At 72.3% G+C, this 15,585-nt stretch carries 12 protein-coding genes; 4 read left to right on the top strand and 8 right to left on the bottom strand.

Annotated features, from left to right (window positions below):
* Positions 1-421 precede the first annotated feature (421 nt).
* The 4 genes from ACIRD3_RS35190 to ACIRD3_RS35175 all read left to right on the top strand — a co-directional run bounded on the left by ACIRD3_RS35190 (position 422) and on the right by ACIRD3_RS35175 (position 4,458).
* Entirely contained in the window at positions 422-895 is a 474-nt protein-coding gene (locus tag ACIRD3_RS35190; protein WP_030243538.1) for an Lrp/AsnC family transcriptional regulator, read from the top strand.
* Positions 892-2,286, top strand: a complete 1,395-nt coding sequence (locus ACIRD3_RS35185; RefSeq protein ID WP_380612705.1) for an aspartate aminotransferase family protein — start codon at positions 892-894, stop codon at positions 2,284-2,286. The genes ACIRD3_RS35190 and ACIRD3_RS35185 overlap by 4 nt, the downstream gene beginning before the upstream one ends.
* A gap of 237 nt (positions 2,287-2,523) precedes the next feature.
* Positions 2,524-3,279: an ABC transporter ATP-binding protein gene (locus tag ACIRD3_RS35180; protein ID WP_402224754.1), complete on the top strand. Its 756-nt coding sequence runs from the start codon at positions 2,524-2,526 to the stop codon at positions 3,277-3,279.
* Between the two features lie 27 nt (positions 3,280-3,306).
* Positions 3,307-4,458 (top strand): hypothetical protein, encoded by a 1,152-nt coding sequence (locus tag ACIRD3_RS35175; RefSeq protein WP_402224752.1) that lies wholly within the window; start codon positions 3,307-3,309, stop codon positions 4,456-4,458.
* Positions 4,459-4,467: 9 nt separating this feature from the next.
* Here the strand turns inward: ACIRD3_RS35175 and rlmN are convergent, their stop codons facing one another.
* From rlmN to rpsB, 8 genes are all read right to left on the bottom strand, one after another.
* Positions 4,468-5,568, bottom strand: a complete 1,101-nt coding sequence (rlmN, locus tag ACIRD3_RS35170) for a 23S rRNA (adenine(2503)-C(2))-methyltransferase RlmN (protein WP_402224750.1) — start codon at positions 5,566-5,568, stop codon at positions 4,468-4,470.
* Positions 5,569-5,642: 74 nt separating this feature from the next.
* Positions 5,643-7,718: a hypothetical protein gene (locus tag ACIRD3_RS35165; protein ID WP_402224747.1), complete on the bottom strand. Its 2,076-nt coding sequence runs from the start codon at positions 7,716-7,718 to the stop codon at positions 5,643-5,645.
* A 180-nt stretch (positions 7,719-7,898) separates the two neighbouring features.
* Positions 7,899-9,746 (bottom strand): stealth family protein, encoded by a 1,848-nt coding sequence (locus ACIRD3_RS35160; RefSeq protein WP_402224744.1) that lies wholly within the window; start codon positions 9,744-9,746, stop codon positions 7,899-7,901.
* Between the two features lie 604 nt (positions 9,747-10,350).
* The gene (locus tag ACIRD3_RS35155; RefSeq protein WP_402224742.1) at positions 10,351-11,523 is read right to left on the bottom strand and encodes a phosphatidate cytidylyltransferase; all 1,173 of its coding nucleotides are present in this window, start codon (positions 11,521-11,523) and stop codon (positions 10,351-10,353) included.
* A gap of 260 nt (positions 11,524-11,783) precedes the next feature.
* The gene (gene frr / locus ACIRD3_RS35150) at positions 11,784-12,341 is read right to left on the bottom strand and encodes a ribosome recycling factor (protein ID WP_402224740.1); all 558 of its coding nucleotides are present in this window, start codon (positions 12,339-12,341) and stop codon (positions 11,784-11,786) included.
* 98 nt (positions 12,342-12,439) lie between these two features.
* A complete protein-coding gene (pyrH, locus tag ACIRD3_RS35145; protein ID WP_329929692.1) occupies positions 12,440-13,204 on the bottom strand; it encodes a UMP kinase in 765 nt (254 codons plus the stop codon).
* Between the two features lie 261 nt (positions 13,205-13,465).
* The gene (gene tsf, locus ACIRD3_RS35140) at positions 13,466-14,305 is read right to left on the bottom strand and encodes a translation elongation factor Ts (protein WP_402224737.1); all 840 of its coding nucleotides are present in this window, start codon (positions 14,303-14,305) and stop codon (positions 13,466-13,468) included.
* 129 nt (positions 14,306-14,434) lie between these two features.
* Entirely contained in the window at positions 14,435-15,277 is an 843-nt protein-coding gene (gene rpsB, locus ACIRD3_RS35135) for a 30S ribosomal protein S2 (protein ID WP_402224735.1), read from the bottom strand.
* Positions 15,278-15,585 lie beyond the last annotated feature (308 nt).

The following is a 15,585-nucleotide window of genomic DNA, read 5'->3' as shown; positions in this document are numbered from 1 at the left end:
GGACAGCGGCGACGTCGCGTACACCTCGCCGGTGGTCGGGTCGACGATGTCGAGGGTGCGGCCGTCGGCCGCGTCGACGAACTCACCGTTGATGTAGTTGCGCAGCGTGCGAAGGTCGCTCACGGATCTCTCCTCGGTCTGGGCCTGCGGCATTGCAGATTCCGGCGCCATGGTACGTCGGCGGATCCGACGCACGAAGGGTGCCGAGTGGCCGGGCCCGAATCGGCGCGGTCCACTGGTGGCGGTACGCGCGGCGCCCGGCGGGGCCGCGCGCGTACCGTGCCAGGGTAGCCGTACGACTGCCGTTATCGACAGGCCGAGTGGTCGAAGGCGATGAAATCCGTATGCGATTTCCAAGATCGCGACGAAATCAGCAGTTTCCTCGCTTGCGAACGCGGAAGCGATCAGGCACAGTGGCCGCGTGGCCAACCGTGACCGGAACGCCAGCGTTCCCCTCGACGCCGCCTCCAAGGCGATCATCGAGCAGCTCCAGGAGGACGGGCGTCGCCCGTACGCCGCCATCGGCAAGGCCGTCGGCCTGTCCGAGGCGGCCGTGCGGCAGCGCGTCCAGAAGCTGCTCGACCAGGGCGTGATGCAGATCGTCGCCGTCACGGACCCGCTCACCGTCGGCTTCACCCGCCAGGCGATGGTCGGGATCCGGGTCGAGGGTGACATCGAGCCCGTCGCCGACGCGCTGGCCGCCCTCGACGAGGTCGACTACGTCGTCTGCACCGCAGGCTCGTTCGACCTCCTGGCCGAACTGGTCTGCGAGGACGACGAGCACCTGCTCGAACTGATCAACAAGCGCATCCGCGCGCTTCCCGGCGTGCGGAGCACCGAGAGCTTCGTTTACCTGAAGCTCCGGAAACAGACCTACACCTGGGGCACCCGATGACAGCCGACCCGGCGCAGAAGGACCTTTCCAAGACCGCCTACGACCACCTGTGGATGCACTTCACCCGCATGTCGTCGTACGAGAACTCCCCCGTGCCGACGATCGTCAAGGGCGAAGGCACCTACATCTGGGACGACAAGGGCCGGAAGTACATCGACGGCCTGGCCGGCCTGTTCGTCGTGCAGGCCGGTCACGGCCGCACCGAGCTCGCCGAGGTCGCCGCCAAGCAGGCCAAGGAACTCGCGTTCTTCCCGATCTGGAGCTACGCGCACCCCAAGGCCGTCGAGCTGGCCGAGCGCCTGGCCAACTACGCCCCGGGCGACCTGAACAAGGTCTTCTTCTCCACCGGCGGCGGCGAGGCCGTCGAGACCGCCTGGAAGCTCGCCAAGCAGTACTTCAAGCTGACCGGCAAGCCGACCAAGTACAAGGTCATCTCCCGCGCCATCGCCTACCACGGCACCCCGCAGGGCGCGCTGTCCATCACCGGTCTGCCGGGCCTGAAGGCCCCGTTCGAGCCGCTGGTGCCGGGCACCCACAAGGCCCCGAACACCAACATCTACCGCGCCCCGCACTACCTCGAGGGCCCCGACGGCACCGTCGACCCCGAGGCCTACGGCCGCTGGTGCGCCGACCAGGTCGAGGAGGCCATCCTCTTCGAGGGCCCCGAGACCGTCGCCGCCGTCTTCGTCGAGCCGGTGCAGAACGCCGGTGGCTGCTTCCCGCCGCCGCCCGGCTACTTCCAGCGCCTGCGCGAGATCTGCGACCGCCACGACGTGCTGCTGGTCTCGGACGAGGTCATCTGCGCCTTCGGCCGCCTCGGCACCATGTTCGGCGCCGACAAGTTCGGCTACGTGCCGGACATGATCACCTGCGCCAAGGGCATGACCTCGGGCTACTCCCCGATCGGCGCCACGATCATCTCGGACCGCATCGCCGAGCCGTTCTACAAGGGTGACAACACCTTCCTGCACGGCTACACCTTCGCCGGCCACCCGGTCTCCTCGGCCGTGGCGCTGGCCAACCTCGACATCTTCGAGCGCGAGGGCCTGAACCAGCACGTGCTCGACAACGAGTCGCGCTTCCTGGGCACCCTCAGCAAGCTGCGCGACCTGCCGATCGTCGGCGACGTCCGCGGCAACGGCTACTTCTACGGCATCGAGCTCGTGAAGGACAAGGTCACCAAGGAGACCTTCAACGATGAGGAGACCGAGCGCGTGCTCTACGGCTTCCTCTCGAAGGCGCTCTTCGACAACGGCCTGTACTGCCGCGCCGACGACCGCGGCGACCCGGTCGTCCAGCTGGCCCCGCCGCTGATCTCCGACCAGTCGACCTTCGACGAGATCGAGCAGATCCTGCGGACCAGCCTCACCGACGCGTGGGCGAAGCTCTGATCCCCTGAGCCCTCTTCCCCACCCTCCGCCGAAGGGCGGTCCCGCTCCCCGCGGGACCGCCCTTCGGCGTCCCCCGCCCTCGACGGTCCGCCACCGCAACATCACGGTCGCACGACCAAACATGCCTGAATGCGGGTGATTTGCCCGTGATGGACCAGTGCGCCGCAACCGCGACCCGCCCCGGTCGTTCTAATCTGACGACTGTCATATCCCTGCGGCCACCCAGGATGGAAGCTCATGTCTGCGGCACCGCCCGACAACGACGTGCTGTGGGCCCGAGGGATCGTCAAGTCCCATCACGGCACCCCCGCCCTGCGCGGCATCTCGCTCGGCGTCCGCGAGGGCGAGGTGCTCGCCGTCACCGGCCCGCGCGGCTCCGGCAAGAGCACCCTGCTGGGCTGCCTCTCCGCCCAGCTCCCGGTCGACGAGGGCGAGGTCTGGTTCAACAGCGCCCCCGTGCACACCCTCACCCGGGCCGGCCGCGAGCGGCTGCGCCGCGACCGCTTCGGCTTCGTCGGCTCCGAGCCGCACCTGGTCCCCGAACTGACCGCCCGGGAGAACGTCGCCCTGCCGCTGCTGCTCACCGGGGCCGGCAACAAGGCCGCCTACACCGCGGCCGACGAATGGCTGGAGCGCCTCGACGTCGGCGACTTCGCCCGGCAGCGCCCGGACCGCCTAGTCCAGAGCCAGCGCCAGCGGGTCGCCGTCGCCCGCGCCCTGGCCCCGCTGCCGCCCGTCGTCTTCGCCGACGACCCCACCGCCCCGCTGCACCGCGAGGCCGCCGACCAGGTCCTGCGGATACTGACCAGCGCCTCCCGCTCGCACCAGCTCACCCTCGTCCTGGCCACCCACGACCCCGAGCTCGTCCGGTTCGCCGACCGGGCCGTCGCCCTCGTCGACGGACGGCTCACCGCCCCCGCCGCCCCCGTCCCGCGCGGCGCCGCCGCCACCGGGGCCCACGGAGCGTCCGCCGTCACGGCCACCCGACGCTGACGACGCCCAGCCGCTGAAAGAGACGACGTGTTCTACCTCCGTCTGGCCCGGGGCTACCGGGTGACCGACCTCGGCCGCTGGCTGCTCACCGCGCTGGCCGCCGCCGTGGTCGCCGCCTTCCTGCTGCGCTCCCTCGGCCGGGCGATGAGCGAGCCGCCGGGCGGCGTCGCCCCCCTGGCCCGGCTGCTCTGGTGCCTGCCGCCGCTCGCCGCCGTCGCCTGGTTCGCCGCCGTCGCCGCCCGCTCGGTGCCCGCCCGGCGCCCCGAGCGGATCGCCGGCCTCACCGCCGCCGGAGCCGGCTCCCGCCGGATCCGGGCGCTGATCGCCGGCGAGGTCGCCCTCGCCTGCACCCTCGGCAGCGTGCTCACCCTGCTGCTCTTCCTGGTGCTGCGCAACGACATCGCCGGGCCCTCGCTCGCCCCCGACCTCGGCATGGGCGTGCCACTGCCGCCCGCCGCGCCGATCACCCTGCTCGCCCTGGTCCCGCTCACCGCGGGCCTCGCCGCCGCCGGCGCGGTGCCCGTCGTCGAGCACCTCAACGACGGTCGCGACCGCCGCCGCACCGCCTTCGGCGCCTGGCGGATCGCCCTGCCGGTCGGGCTGGTCGTCATCGGCGCCGCACTCGAACTGATCGCGCTGCGCCCCGGCGCCGCCGCCGACGGCCGCCCGATCCACCTGCCCGCCGGACTCGGCACCACCAGCACCGCCGCCCTCGGCGGCTGGGCCGCGAGCGCCCTGGGCCTCGCCCTGCTCACCGGCCCGCTGCTGGCCTGGACCGGACGGCTGCTCGCCGTCGGCCGGCCCACCCCGCTGCGACTGCTCGCGGGACGCGGCCTCACCGCCCAGGCCCCGCGCCTCGGCGCGCCGCTGGCCGTCCTCACCCTCACCGTCGCGCTGGTGCTCACCACCATCCGCTACTGGATCGGCACCCCCGACAGCGCCGACGCGCTGCCCGCCGTCGAGGCCTGCCTGGTGCTGGGCTGCGCGGCCGCCGCGGTGATCGCTCGGCTGGCCGAGGTCCGCACCGACCGCCGGGACGTCACCGACGCGCTGCTGCGCCTCGGCGCCTCGCCCCGGCTGCTGTTCGGCGCGGTCGCGCTGCGCACCCTGGCGGCCGGCACCACGCTGCTGCTGACCGGCGGGGCGACCGCCGCGCTGGCGGCCGCCGGGCTCCGGTAGCGGTCGGGATCAGCCCGCCGCGGCGAGCTGGCCGCAGGCGCCGTCGATCTCCTGGCCGCGGGTGTCGCGGACGGTCGTCGGCACGCCGTGCGACTGCAGCCGGCGGACGAACTCGCGCTCGTCCTCGGGCCGGGAGGCGGTCCACTTGGAACCCGGGGTCGGGTTCAGCGGGATCAGGTTGACGTGGACCCGGTGGTTCTTGATCAGCCGGCCGAGCAGGTCCGCGCGCCAGGCCTGGTCGTTGATGTCCTTGATCAGCGCGTACTCGATGGAGATCCGGCGCCCGGACTTCTCCGCGTAGTTCCAGGCCGCGTCCAGCACCTCGGCGACCTTCCACCGGGTGTTCACCGGCACCAGCTCGTCGCGCAGCTCGTCGTCCGGGGCGTGCAGGGACAGCGCCAGCCGGCAGCTCAGGCCCTCGTCGGCGAAGCGGTGCATCGCCGGGACGAGCCCGACGGTGGAGACGGTGATCCCGCGCTGGGACAGGCCGAAGCCGTCCGGCGCCGGGTCGGTCAGCCGGCGGATCGAGGCCAGCACCCGGTTGTAGTTGGCCAGCGGCTCGCCCATGCCCATGAAGACCACGTTGGACAGCCGCGCCTCGCCGCCCGGGATCTCGCCGGACTTGAGCGCGCGCATCCCGGCGGCGATCTGCTCGACGATCTCGGCGGTGGAGAGGTTGCGGGTCAGCCCGGCCTGGCCGGTGGCGCAGAACGGGCAGTTCATGCCGCAGCCGGCCTGCGAACTGATGCACATGGTGACCCGGTCCGGGTAGCGCATCAGCACGGACTCCACGAGCGTGCCGTCGAAGAGCTTCCACAGCGTCTTGCGCGTGGCGTCGTCGTCGCAGGAGACGTGCCGCACCACCGACATCAGCTCGGGCAGCAGGCTCTCCGTGAGCTTCTCCCGGCTGGCGGCGGGGATGTCCGTCCAGCTCGCCGGGTCGTTCGACATCCGGCCGAAGTAGTGGTTGGAGAGCTGCTTGGCGCGGAACGGCTGCTCGCCCAGCTCGGCGACGGCCTCCTTGCGCTCGGCGGGGCTCAGGTCGGCGAGGTGTCGCGGGGGCTTGGCGCCGCGCGGCGCGACAAAGGTGAGTTCTCCGGGCTTAGGCATGGTTGTTCCAGTGTCGCAGACGTCGGAAGTCCGCCCCGCCCGCCTGTGGGCGGAGCGCTTTGCCGCCCCCGGGCTCACGGCTCCCCGACGGTGCTCCAGCCGTCGAACGAGCCGTCCGCCCGCTGGCGGCTGTGGCGCAGGCGGCCGTCCGGGCCGAGCGCCACCAGGTCCGTGCGGCCGTCGCGGTCGACTCCGGCGGCCGGCACGCCGACGATGAAGCCGTCCAGGCCGTCCCAGTCGCCGAACCGTCCGTCGGCGCCCTGGCGGTTCACGCTGACACCGCCGTCCCCGTTGCGCACGGCCACCACCATCGGGTGCTCGGCGGAGGCGGGGGCCGGCACCGCTGCGGGTTCGCCGCTGCCGCCGGGGTCGGGCCAGCCCCCGACCGGCTCGGCCGGCGAGGTCCAGCCGCCGCCCGGGGCGCTCTGCACCAGGCGCATCATCGTCGAGCGGATGGCCGGCCCGGGCAGCGGGCCGTCCTCCGGGAGCTGCCGGTAGAAGAGCACCAGGCGACCCTCGGGGTCCGTCCCCACACTGATGCCGCCGGCCGGGGAGACGCCCGGGAAGTCGCCGTCGGGCACCAGGGCACCGTCGGGCGCGGGCTGGGACCAGTGCAGGACGGTGGGGCGGGTGCCCGCCGACACGGTGACGGCGAACACCTCGATCCGGCCGTCCGCGGTGGTGACGGCCGAGGGCGCGCCCTGGACGCCCGTGCCGCCGAGGGCGGTCCACTCGCCCCAGGAGCCGTCGGGGTCGCTCTGCACCCTGGCGCTGATGCCGCCGCCGCGGTTGCGGACGAACAGGTGCAGCCGGCCCCCGCCGTCGACGGCCACGACCGGCATGCTCACCTGGAGCGCGGGAACGGCGAGCTTGGAGACCGCCCGGGCGGCCACCGGTTCGGGGCTGCCCAGGCCGGACCAGGTCCACCCACCGGCCTGGTCCTGGCCGGCGGAGACGATTTCGCCGGTGTCCGCGCGCTGCCCGAACACCACCAGTGCGCCGTCCGGGCGGCGGGTCACGGTGACCCCGGCCGCCAGCGGTCCGCCGGGTCCGTCGTGGGTGACCGGGCCGCGCCACGTCCGGTCCGCGTCCTCGGCCCATTCGAGGAGCGATCCGCTCTCCACCGCGAAGGCGTGCAGCGCGCCGCTCCGGTCCGCGGCCACCACCTGGGTGGACCGCGGGGAGCGCTGGTACTGCCGGGACTGCCAGCTCGCGTACCAGCTCGCGGCGAAGGCGGCGCCGGTGGGCAGGTTGACGTCCCGCTCGGCGTACCTCCGGAAGGTGGCGTGCTTGTCCGCCGTCTCCTCGGAGGAGAGGACGGCCGGCGAGGACCCGGTGTTGTAGTCGCGGTAGTGCTCGACCACCACCCGGTGTCCGGTCGCCGTGTAGGCCGCGACCGCCGCGTCGGCGAACCACGCGGTGGAGATGTGGTCCGGGTGGTCGTGCTCGGCGCGGGCCGCGTAGAGCATCGGGTCGGGCGCCGGGTCCTGGGTCCGGACCAGGGTGGCCCGCTGGTCCGCGAACAGGGACGTCAGCATGCCGACCAGCCGCCGGCCGTCGTAGGCCTGCGGCCAGCGGATACCGGGGCCGTCCATGTCCAGCGTCACCGTCCGGGCGGGCGCGGCGCCGTCCCGGGTGTCCCAGAGCCGGCGCAGGGCGTTCCCGCCCAGGTACGCCGAGTCCTCGTACTCGGGGAGGTTGAGGAACACCAGCTGCAGCGACCGGTTCGACTTGAGGGTGAAGCGCTCGCCGACCGGCGCGCCCGGTGCCGGCCGGTAGTCGTCCCGGTCCCAGCAGGCCGGGCCCGGGTCGTCGGCGCACTCGCCGGCCCCGGTGCCGGCGGCCTCGCCCGCCATCCGGGCGTAGGCCAGCCGGGCGCCGTCCTGTCGGTGGGCGGCGTAGGCCGCCCCGCTGCCGGCGGCGCCGCCGGTCACGTAGACGGTGGTCACCTTCAGGCCGGCCCGGATGCCGTTGGACAGGTCCGGGTTCATGAACAGCAGGTCGTCGTCCTGGTGGGCGACCACCTGGACGACCGTGGCGGGCGGGCCCTCGGCCGGTTCGTGCTGGGGCTTCGGCCCGGTCGTCAGCGCCGCCGGAGCCGTCCACGTCTGCGACAGCGTCAAGGCCAGCGCCGCGACGGCGGTCCTCACCCGCCCCACCCTGCACCCGCCCCTTCGCCCACACCGGCCGCATCCGCCCCAGGGGCGTTTCGGAAGGATTATCACACCACGTCAGGACGTGGTGGCCACCGCCGGGCGAGGAGCGGCCGGGCCGGGCCGCCGGCCACTGCGCGCTGCCCGGTCCCGGGCGGGAACGGCGGATCCGTGCGCCTAGGCGCGGTCCGCGCCGCCGTCCTCGGCCGACTCCCGCTCGAAGGGGGAAGGAGAGGGGAAGTAGGCCTGGAGGAACCCGGTGACGGCCTCCTCCTGCTCCTGCGGGGAGAGGTGGTCGCGGGTCCCGTCGGCGAGGCAGAAGTAGTCCGCCCAGCGCTCCTCGCGCAGTTCCGCGAGCCGGGCGAGGTCCTCGGCGCTGTCGGTGACGAAGTAGCCGTCGTACAGGTGCCCCTCGACCGCGCGGGCGGTGGCGTGGGCGTAGTGGATGCCCAGGGTGACCGGCGCAAGGTCGGTCGCGGCCCGGAAGGCGGAGCGGACCGTGCCGTGCAGCTCGGCCGCGAACCTCTCCGCGCTCTCGGCCTGCACACTGCGCCGCAGCGGGTGCGGGGCGTGCTTGAGGGTGCGGGGGTAGGTCTTGCCCACGGCGGCGGCCAGGGTGGCGCGGGTGTTCTTCAGCGCGGCCACGTAGACCGAGTCGTCGGCCTGGGCCTCGCCGGGCGGGATGATCCGGCTGTCGGGGAAGCAGCGGGGCAGGCCGTTGCCGAGGAAGAAGTCCTCCGGCACCAGGGGCCGCCCGAGGAAGACGTCGTCGTTCACGTACAGGAAGTGCTCGGCGAGTCCGGGGACCAGGTGCAGTCGACTCTCGATCGCGTGGGAGTTGAACACCGGCCCGGCGTCGGTGCCGGCGAACAGCTCGCGGTGCGACACGACGGTCAGGCCCGGCCGGTCGGTGTCCAGCCAGTGCGGCACCTGGTCGTCGGTGACCAGGTACACGTGGCGGATCCAGGGCGCGTGCGCGGTGAGGGCGCGCAGGCAGTAGCGGAGCTCGTCCCGGTTGCGGAAGCGCTGGTCGGCGTCGCCCGCGATGCCGCTGGCGGCGACGCCGTCCTCCGCCGCGACCGGGGCGGCGGTGTGGGCGAGCCGGGCCCGCGCGGCGGCACGGCGCTCCTGCCACTGCGGGTCGGCGTCGTCGACCCAGGTGATCACGGCGTCGACCGGGAAGGTCACCTGGTCCGGCAGGTCGGTGGCGAAGACGTCGAGGAGCGGGTAGGACCGTCCGTCGACGGTCGCCGTGGCGGTGGCCTCCAGCGAGGGCACCCACCAGCCGAGCGGGGTCTCGTCGATCGAGGCGATCGCGCCGCGGTCCGGAGCCGCGGAGTCCCAGAACTCGACGTCGACGCCGGTCTCGAAGCCGTACAGGTGGGCGCCGATCGCCGCGGGCCGGTAGATCCGCACGCCCTTGACCCGGTCCGCCGGCCAGATCGGCTCGGCCTGGGCCCCGGACGGCTCTGCGGCCGGGGCGTCCGAGGGAGCGCTCTGTTCCTCCTCCAGCAGGACGACCGCGGCGGGCAGCTGCTCGGCCAGGACGGTGCCCAGGGTGCGCCCGTGCTCCAGCAGGTCCGCGTAGACGGCCTGTCCGTTGAACGCGGCGGACAGCGTCTCCAGGACGGTCGTCCGGTCCCCGGGGGCTATCGCCAGCCGGTGGCGCGGATTGCGGTCGGGCACGATGCCGTGCGCGATACCGGCTCCGCTCAGCACCTCGGCCACCTCGGCCAGGTTGCCGTCCCGACGCTGCCCCGGCAGCAGCTTCCGGTACGGCTCCGCCAGGACGTCTCCGCAGCGGACCACCCCGGTGAGGGAGGCGATCAGCTCCGCCTCGCGGGCGGAGCGCGCCCGGGTCAGCCGCTCGATCGCGGTGAGCGGTTCCGCCTCCGCCGATCCGGGCGTGCTCGGCGGCTGGGCCGGGGCCTGTTCGGATCTCTCGTCGGCGGACGGCCGACGACGGCGCGCCAACGCGGCAAGCGGACGCATCGCGGTGGCGAGGCGGTCCGGTCGGACGGACACGGGAACTCCAAGAGGGGGCCTGGGGGAATGCCGAAGAAATGCTGGGAGGAAGCGCCTTATGCCTGAACGTCCGATTTCACCGCTTCCTCTCCGCTTAACCGCCCGCGGCGGGGGGCCGCAAATGCGCCGCCGGAGATCGTATGCGACCAGCGGAATCTTGCGTTGAGTTCCGGTAACGATCAGGCCTCCGTTTGGGGCCCGGGCGCCTCGCCCCGGCACCCGCGCCCCGGCCGTCCGTGCCGGTCGGCCAGCGGCTGAACCCGCGATGATCATGACCCTGACCAGCCACGTTCTGCTGGCTCTCCGGTCGCGGCCGTCCGAGCTCCCGGTCGGCCCCCTCCAGGACCACCCCCTCCAGGAGGCCCGGAACCGCTCGCGAAGACCGTTGCCCAAGTGTTTCCTGCCGGACCGGGACGCTTTCCGGACCGCCCCAAAACAGCCCCATGTACACGCAAAGAATCCCTCCCGGGGGGAAACGCCCGGGTAGGGATTTCTGTGATTTTCCCGTGAGTTCTCTCCCGGAACGCTCATGGTGGTTCCGCCCCCCGGAAAGCACGGAGCCCCGGACGCCAGGCGTCCGGGGCCCTCTCTTCGTACGCGCGGATCAGCTGCCGACGAAGGCCGCCAGCAGCAACCAGACCACCGGAGCGGTCGGCAGCAGCGAGTCCAGCCGGTCCATGATGCCGCCGTGGCCGGGCAGCAGGGTGCCCATGTCCTTGATCCCGAGGTCGCGCTTGATCATCGACTCGCCCAGGTCGCCCAGGGTCGCGGTGACCGCCGCGCAGCCGCCCAGGATCAGGCCCTGCCACCAGCTGCCGTCGTCGATGATCAGCTGCATCAGCAGCGCGCCCGCCAGCATCGACAGGGCGATGCCACCGGCCAGGCCCTCGCGGGTCTTGCCGGGGCTGATCGTCGGGGCCAGCTTGGTCTTGCCGAACTTGTAACCCACGGCGTAGGCGCCGGTGTCGCTGCAGATGGTGACGATCAGGAAGAGCACGATCCGCTGGGGGCCGTCGTCGGCCGCCAGCATCATCGCCACGAAGGTGGCCAGGAACGGCACGTAGAAGGCGGTGAACACCCCCGCAGTTATGTCCCGCAGGTAGTTCTCCGGCGGCTCGGCCATCCGCCAGACCATCACCGCCAGCCCGGTCAGCGCGAGCGCGGCCGCGGCCCACTGGATCCCGGACCAGTAGCCGGTGGCGACCATGGCGACGCCGCCGACGACCAGCGGGACCAGCGGCGCCTTGATCTGCTTGCGCTCGGCGAGCCGGCTGGTCAGCTCCCAGACGCCGACCGCCACCGCGGCCATCACGACGACCAGGAACAGCGCCTTCACCACGAACAGCGAGGCGACGATCACCGCGCCGAGACCGACCCCCACGCCTATGGCGGCCTGGAGGTTACGGCCACCGCGCTGCTTGCGCGGCTGCGGCTGCGGGTCGGGCTGGGCGGCCACGGGTGTCTCCTGCCCTGGATGGGACGACGGCACGAAGTGGGGGTGCCCGGCCGCCGGGTGGCTGGGCGGCGGCGCGGGATGCACCGGTGCCCCCGGGTACGGCGGGGTGCCGTGGCCGGGGGCGGGGGAGGCGTCGTCGGATATCGCGCGCAGCACGACCGTCTCCGTCACGCCGGGCGGTGCGGTCTCGGGCTGCTCGTCACGGAACAGCGGGCCGCTCAGCCGGCCGGCCTGCCGGGCCGGCCCCGCGGCGGGGTCGGCCGGTCCGGTGCCGACGGGCGCACCGGGAGGCGGGCCGGGGTCGGCCGGTACGGGAGGCATGACCCGAGTCTCCTCCGCGTCGCCGCCCCAGTACACCGGAGGCTGCTGCGAGTGATCCGAACGGAGGCCCGGCTCCGCGGGAGCGCCATCCGGCGCTCCCGGGTGGCCGGGGTGGCCCTGCGCCGGCGCCGGCGGCTCGCCGTACCCCGGCGCCGGGTGGGCCGGGGTACGGGGTGCCTGAGGCTGCGGCGCCGGGCGGTAGGGCTGGAACTGCTGGTCGGACGGGCCCCAGTAGCCAGGGGCGTCAGGGGCGTCGTTCATCAGACCTCGAGCAGCTCGGCTTCCTTGTGCTTCAGCAGCTCGTCGACCTGGGCCACGTACTTGGCCGTGGTGTCGTCGAGCTCCTTCTCGGCGCGGCGGCCGTCGTCCTCGCCGACCTCGCCGTCCTTGACCAGCTTGTCGATGGCGTCCTTGGCCTTGCGGCGCACCGAACGGATCGAGACCTTGGCGTCCTCGCCCTTGGTGCGGGCGATCTTGATGAACTCCCGGCGGCGCTCCTCGGTGAGCTCCGGCAGCACCACGCGGATGATCGAACCGTCGTTGGACGGGTTGACGCCCAGGTCGGAGTCGCGGATCGCCTGCTCGATGGCCTTCAGCGCGGTCTTGTCGAACGGCGAGACGACCGCCATCCGCGGCTCCGGCACCGAGAACGAGGCCAGCTGGTTGATCGGCGTGATGGCGCCGTAGTACTCCGCGACGATCTTGGCGAACATCGCCGGGTGCGCGCGGCCGGTGCGGATGGCCGCGAGGTCGTCCTTGGCGACGCTGACGGCCTTCTCCATCTTCTCCTCGGCCTCGAGGAGGGTCTCTTCGATCACTGTGGTCTCCCTGTCCGGTTCATCTGCGGTTGTTCCGACCGGTGTCGGCGCGGTGGCCGGTCGCGGCGCCCGCGCCGTTCCGTACGGCTGGCTGCTGCTCAGGCCCGGACAGAATCCTGGCTGATGAGTGTGCCGATCTTCTCACTCTTCACCGCACGCGCGATATTGCCCTCCGCCAGCAGTTCGAAGACCAGCATCGGGAGGTTGTTGTCCTTGCACAGCGTGATCGCGGTGAGGTCGGCCACCTTGAGGTCGCGCGCGATGACCTCGGAGTACTCCAGCGCGTCGAACTTGACCGCGTCCGGGTTGGTGCGCGGGTCGGAGTCGTAGACGCCGTCCACGCCGTTCTTGCCCATCAGCAGGACGTCGGCGTGGATCTCCAGCGCGCGCTGGACGGCCGTGGTGTCGGTGGAGAAGTACGGCATGCCCATACCCGCGCCGAAGATCACCACGCGGCCCTTCTCCAGGTGCCGGACGGCCCGCAGCGGCAGGTACGGCTCGGCGACCTGGCCCATGGTGATGGCGGTCTGGACCCGGGTCTCGATGCCCTCCTTGACCAGGAAGTCCTGCAGCGCCAGGCAGTTCATCACGGTGCCGAGCATGCCCATGTAGTCGGAGCGGGCCCGGTCCATACCGCGGACCTGCAGCTCGGCGCCCCGGAAGAAGTTGCCGCCGCCGATGACCACCGCGACCTCGGTACCGGCGCGGACGACCGTGGCGATCTCGCGGGCGATCGCGTGCACGACGTCCGGGTCGACGCCGAGCCCGCCGCCACCGGCGAAGGCTTCACCGGACAGCTTCAGCAGCACCCGGCGGCGCGAGCCGTCCCTGGGGTCCTGCGCGGTCTCCTGCGTCTCCTGCATGGACTTCTCCTTTTTGCACCTACTGGTCACAGGCGCGGGTGTGCGGATGCCCCGCCTGCGCGTACACGCGAGGAGGCCACTGCCGCGGGAACCGGTTCGGTGTCCTGCACGGCAATGGCCTCCTCGTCGTTCATGGTGCCGACGCGAGCCCGCCCGTGGACGGTTGGCGCTGGGTGAGCCCGTTCGGCGTTCCTCCCGCCCCGGTCAGTGGGCGGGGGCGGTTCCCAGCGTAAGGGGGCCGGGGACCAGGTGGAACGTCGCTCAGGCGCCGACGCGGAAGCGGGCGAAGCGCTTGAGGGCGACGCCGTTCTCCTCGAGGACCTTGGCGACGGTCTTCTTGTTGTCCTTCGCGAAGGCCTGCTCCAGGACGGAGTTCTCCTTCACGAAGCCGGTGACGCGGCCCTCGACGATCTTCGGCAGGGCGGCCTCCGGCTTGCCCTCCTCGCGCGCGGTGGCCTCGGCGACGCGGCGCTCGTTGTCGAGCTCCTCGGCCGGGATCTCCTCGCGGGACAGGTACTTCGGAGCGAACGCGGCGATGTGCTGCGCGACGTCCTTGGCGACCTCGGCGTTCTCCTTGTCCAGCTCGACCAGGACGCCGACGGCCGGCGGCAGGTCGGGGCTGGTCTTGTGCAGGTAGACCGCGACGAAGCCGTCACCGTCGAACTGCGCGAAGCGACGGAAGACGATCTTCTCGCCCAGGGTCGCGTTGGCCTCGTCCACGAACTGCTGGACGGTCTTGCCGGGCTCGATCTCGGAGGCCAGGGCGGCGTCCAGGTCGGCCGGGGCGCTCTTGGCGACGTGGGCGGCGATCGCGTCGGCGACCTTGACGAAGTTGTCACCCTTGGCGACGAAGTCGGTCTCGCAGTTCAGCTCGACCAGGACGCCGGACTTCTTGTCCTCGGCGATCAGAGCGGCAACGGCGCCGTTGGAGGCGTCGCGGCCCTCGCGCTTGGCAACGCCCTTCTGGCCCTTGATGCGCAGGAGCTCGACGGCCTTCTCGACGTTGCCCTCGGCCTCGTCCAGGGCCTTCTTGCAGTCCATCATGCCGGCGCCGGTGAGCTCACGGAGCTTCTTGACGTCCGCGGCGGTGAAGTTCGCCATGGTGTGAATCTCTTCTCGCGTCTCGCGTGTCTGCGTGGAGTTGCGCCGGGACCGGTGGTTCGGTCCCGGCGCGGGAGAGAGGGGCACCTGCCGGCTTCGTACCGGCGGGTGCCCCTCACCCTTGGTACGTCAGGCCTGCTCGGCCGGAGCCTCGGCGGCCGGGGCCTCGGCGGCGGCGGGGGCCTCCTCGGCCTTCTTCTCGCCCTCGAGGATGTCCTTCTCCCAGTCGGCCAGCGGCTGGTCGGCACCCGGCTCGGCCTTGGCGTCGCCCTTGGCGACACCGGCGCGGGCCTTCAGGCCCTCGGCCACGGCGTCGGCGATCACGCGGGTCAGCAGGGTGACGGAGCGGATGGCGTCGTCGTTGCCCGGGATCTTGTAGTCGACCTCGTCCGGGTCACAGTTGGTGTCGAGGATGGCGACGACCGGGATGTTGAGCTTCCGGGCCTCGCCGACCGCGATGTGCTCCTTCTTGGTGTCCACGATCCAGACGGCGCTGGGAACGCGCTGCATGTCGCGGATACCGCCGAGGGTCTTCTCCAGCTTGTCGTGCTCGCGCTGGAGGACCAGGAGCTCCTTCTTGGTGAGGCCGGAGCCGGCCACGTCCGAGAAGTCCAGCTCGCCGAGCTCCTTCAGGCGCTGCAGGCGCTTGTAGACGGTCGAGAAGTTGGTCAGCATGCCGCCGAGCCAGCGCTGGTTCACGTAGGGCATGCCCACGCGGGTGGCCTGCTCGGCGATGGCCTCCTGGGCCTGCTTCTTCGTGCCGACGAAGAGGACGCTGCCGCCGTGGGCAACGGTCTCCTTGATGAACTCGAAGGCGCGGTCGATGTAGTTCAGCGACTGCAGGAGGTCGATGATGTAGATGCCGTTGCGCTCGGTGATGATGAAGCGCTTCATCTTCGGGTTCCAGCGGCGGGTCTGGTGACCGAAGTGGACGCCGCTCTCCAGCAGCTCCCGCATCGTGACGACGGCCATTGCCGTGCTCCTCAGGTGTTACGGCCCGGCGGCGGCAGCTCCTCGGAGCGATCGCCCACAGCCGGGTCAGTCTCGGTTTGTCCGTGGCGGCCAGGTGACAGCCACGCCTGACGCCCCGAACGTGCCGAGCCGCTTCCGCCCTCTCGGCCCGGGGGCCGGTCGGGCTCGGCGGACCGAGCGGCACTCGCACCTGGCGGGGCCGCGGGAGAACCGCGTCCGACCACCGGTGGCGGGGCGTGCGAAGTCGACCCGGCGGACCGGGTCGCGTGTGAAGTGTACGGGAAGCGCCGAGTGGCGGGCGACTTCAC

It is taken from the genome of Kitasatospora sp. NPDC093550, assembly GCF_044764985.1.
Classification (GTDB): Bacteria; Actinomycetota; Actinomycetes; order Streptomycetales; family Streptomycetaceae; genus Kitasatospora.
Note: the sequence above shows the minus strand (reverse complement) of the source record. Positions and strands in the feature narration are given on the sequence as shown.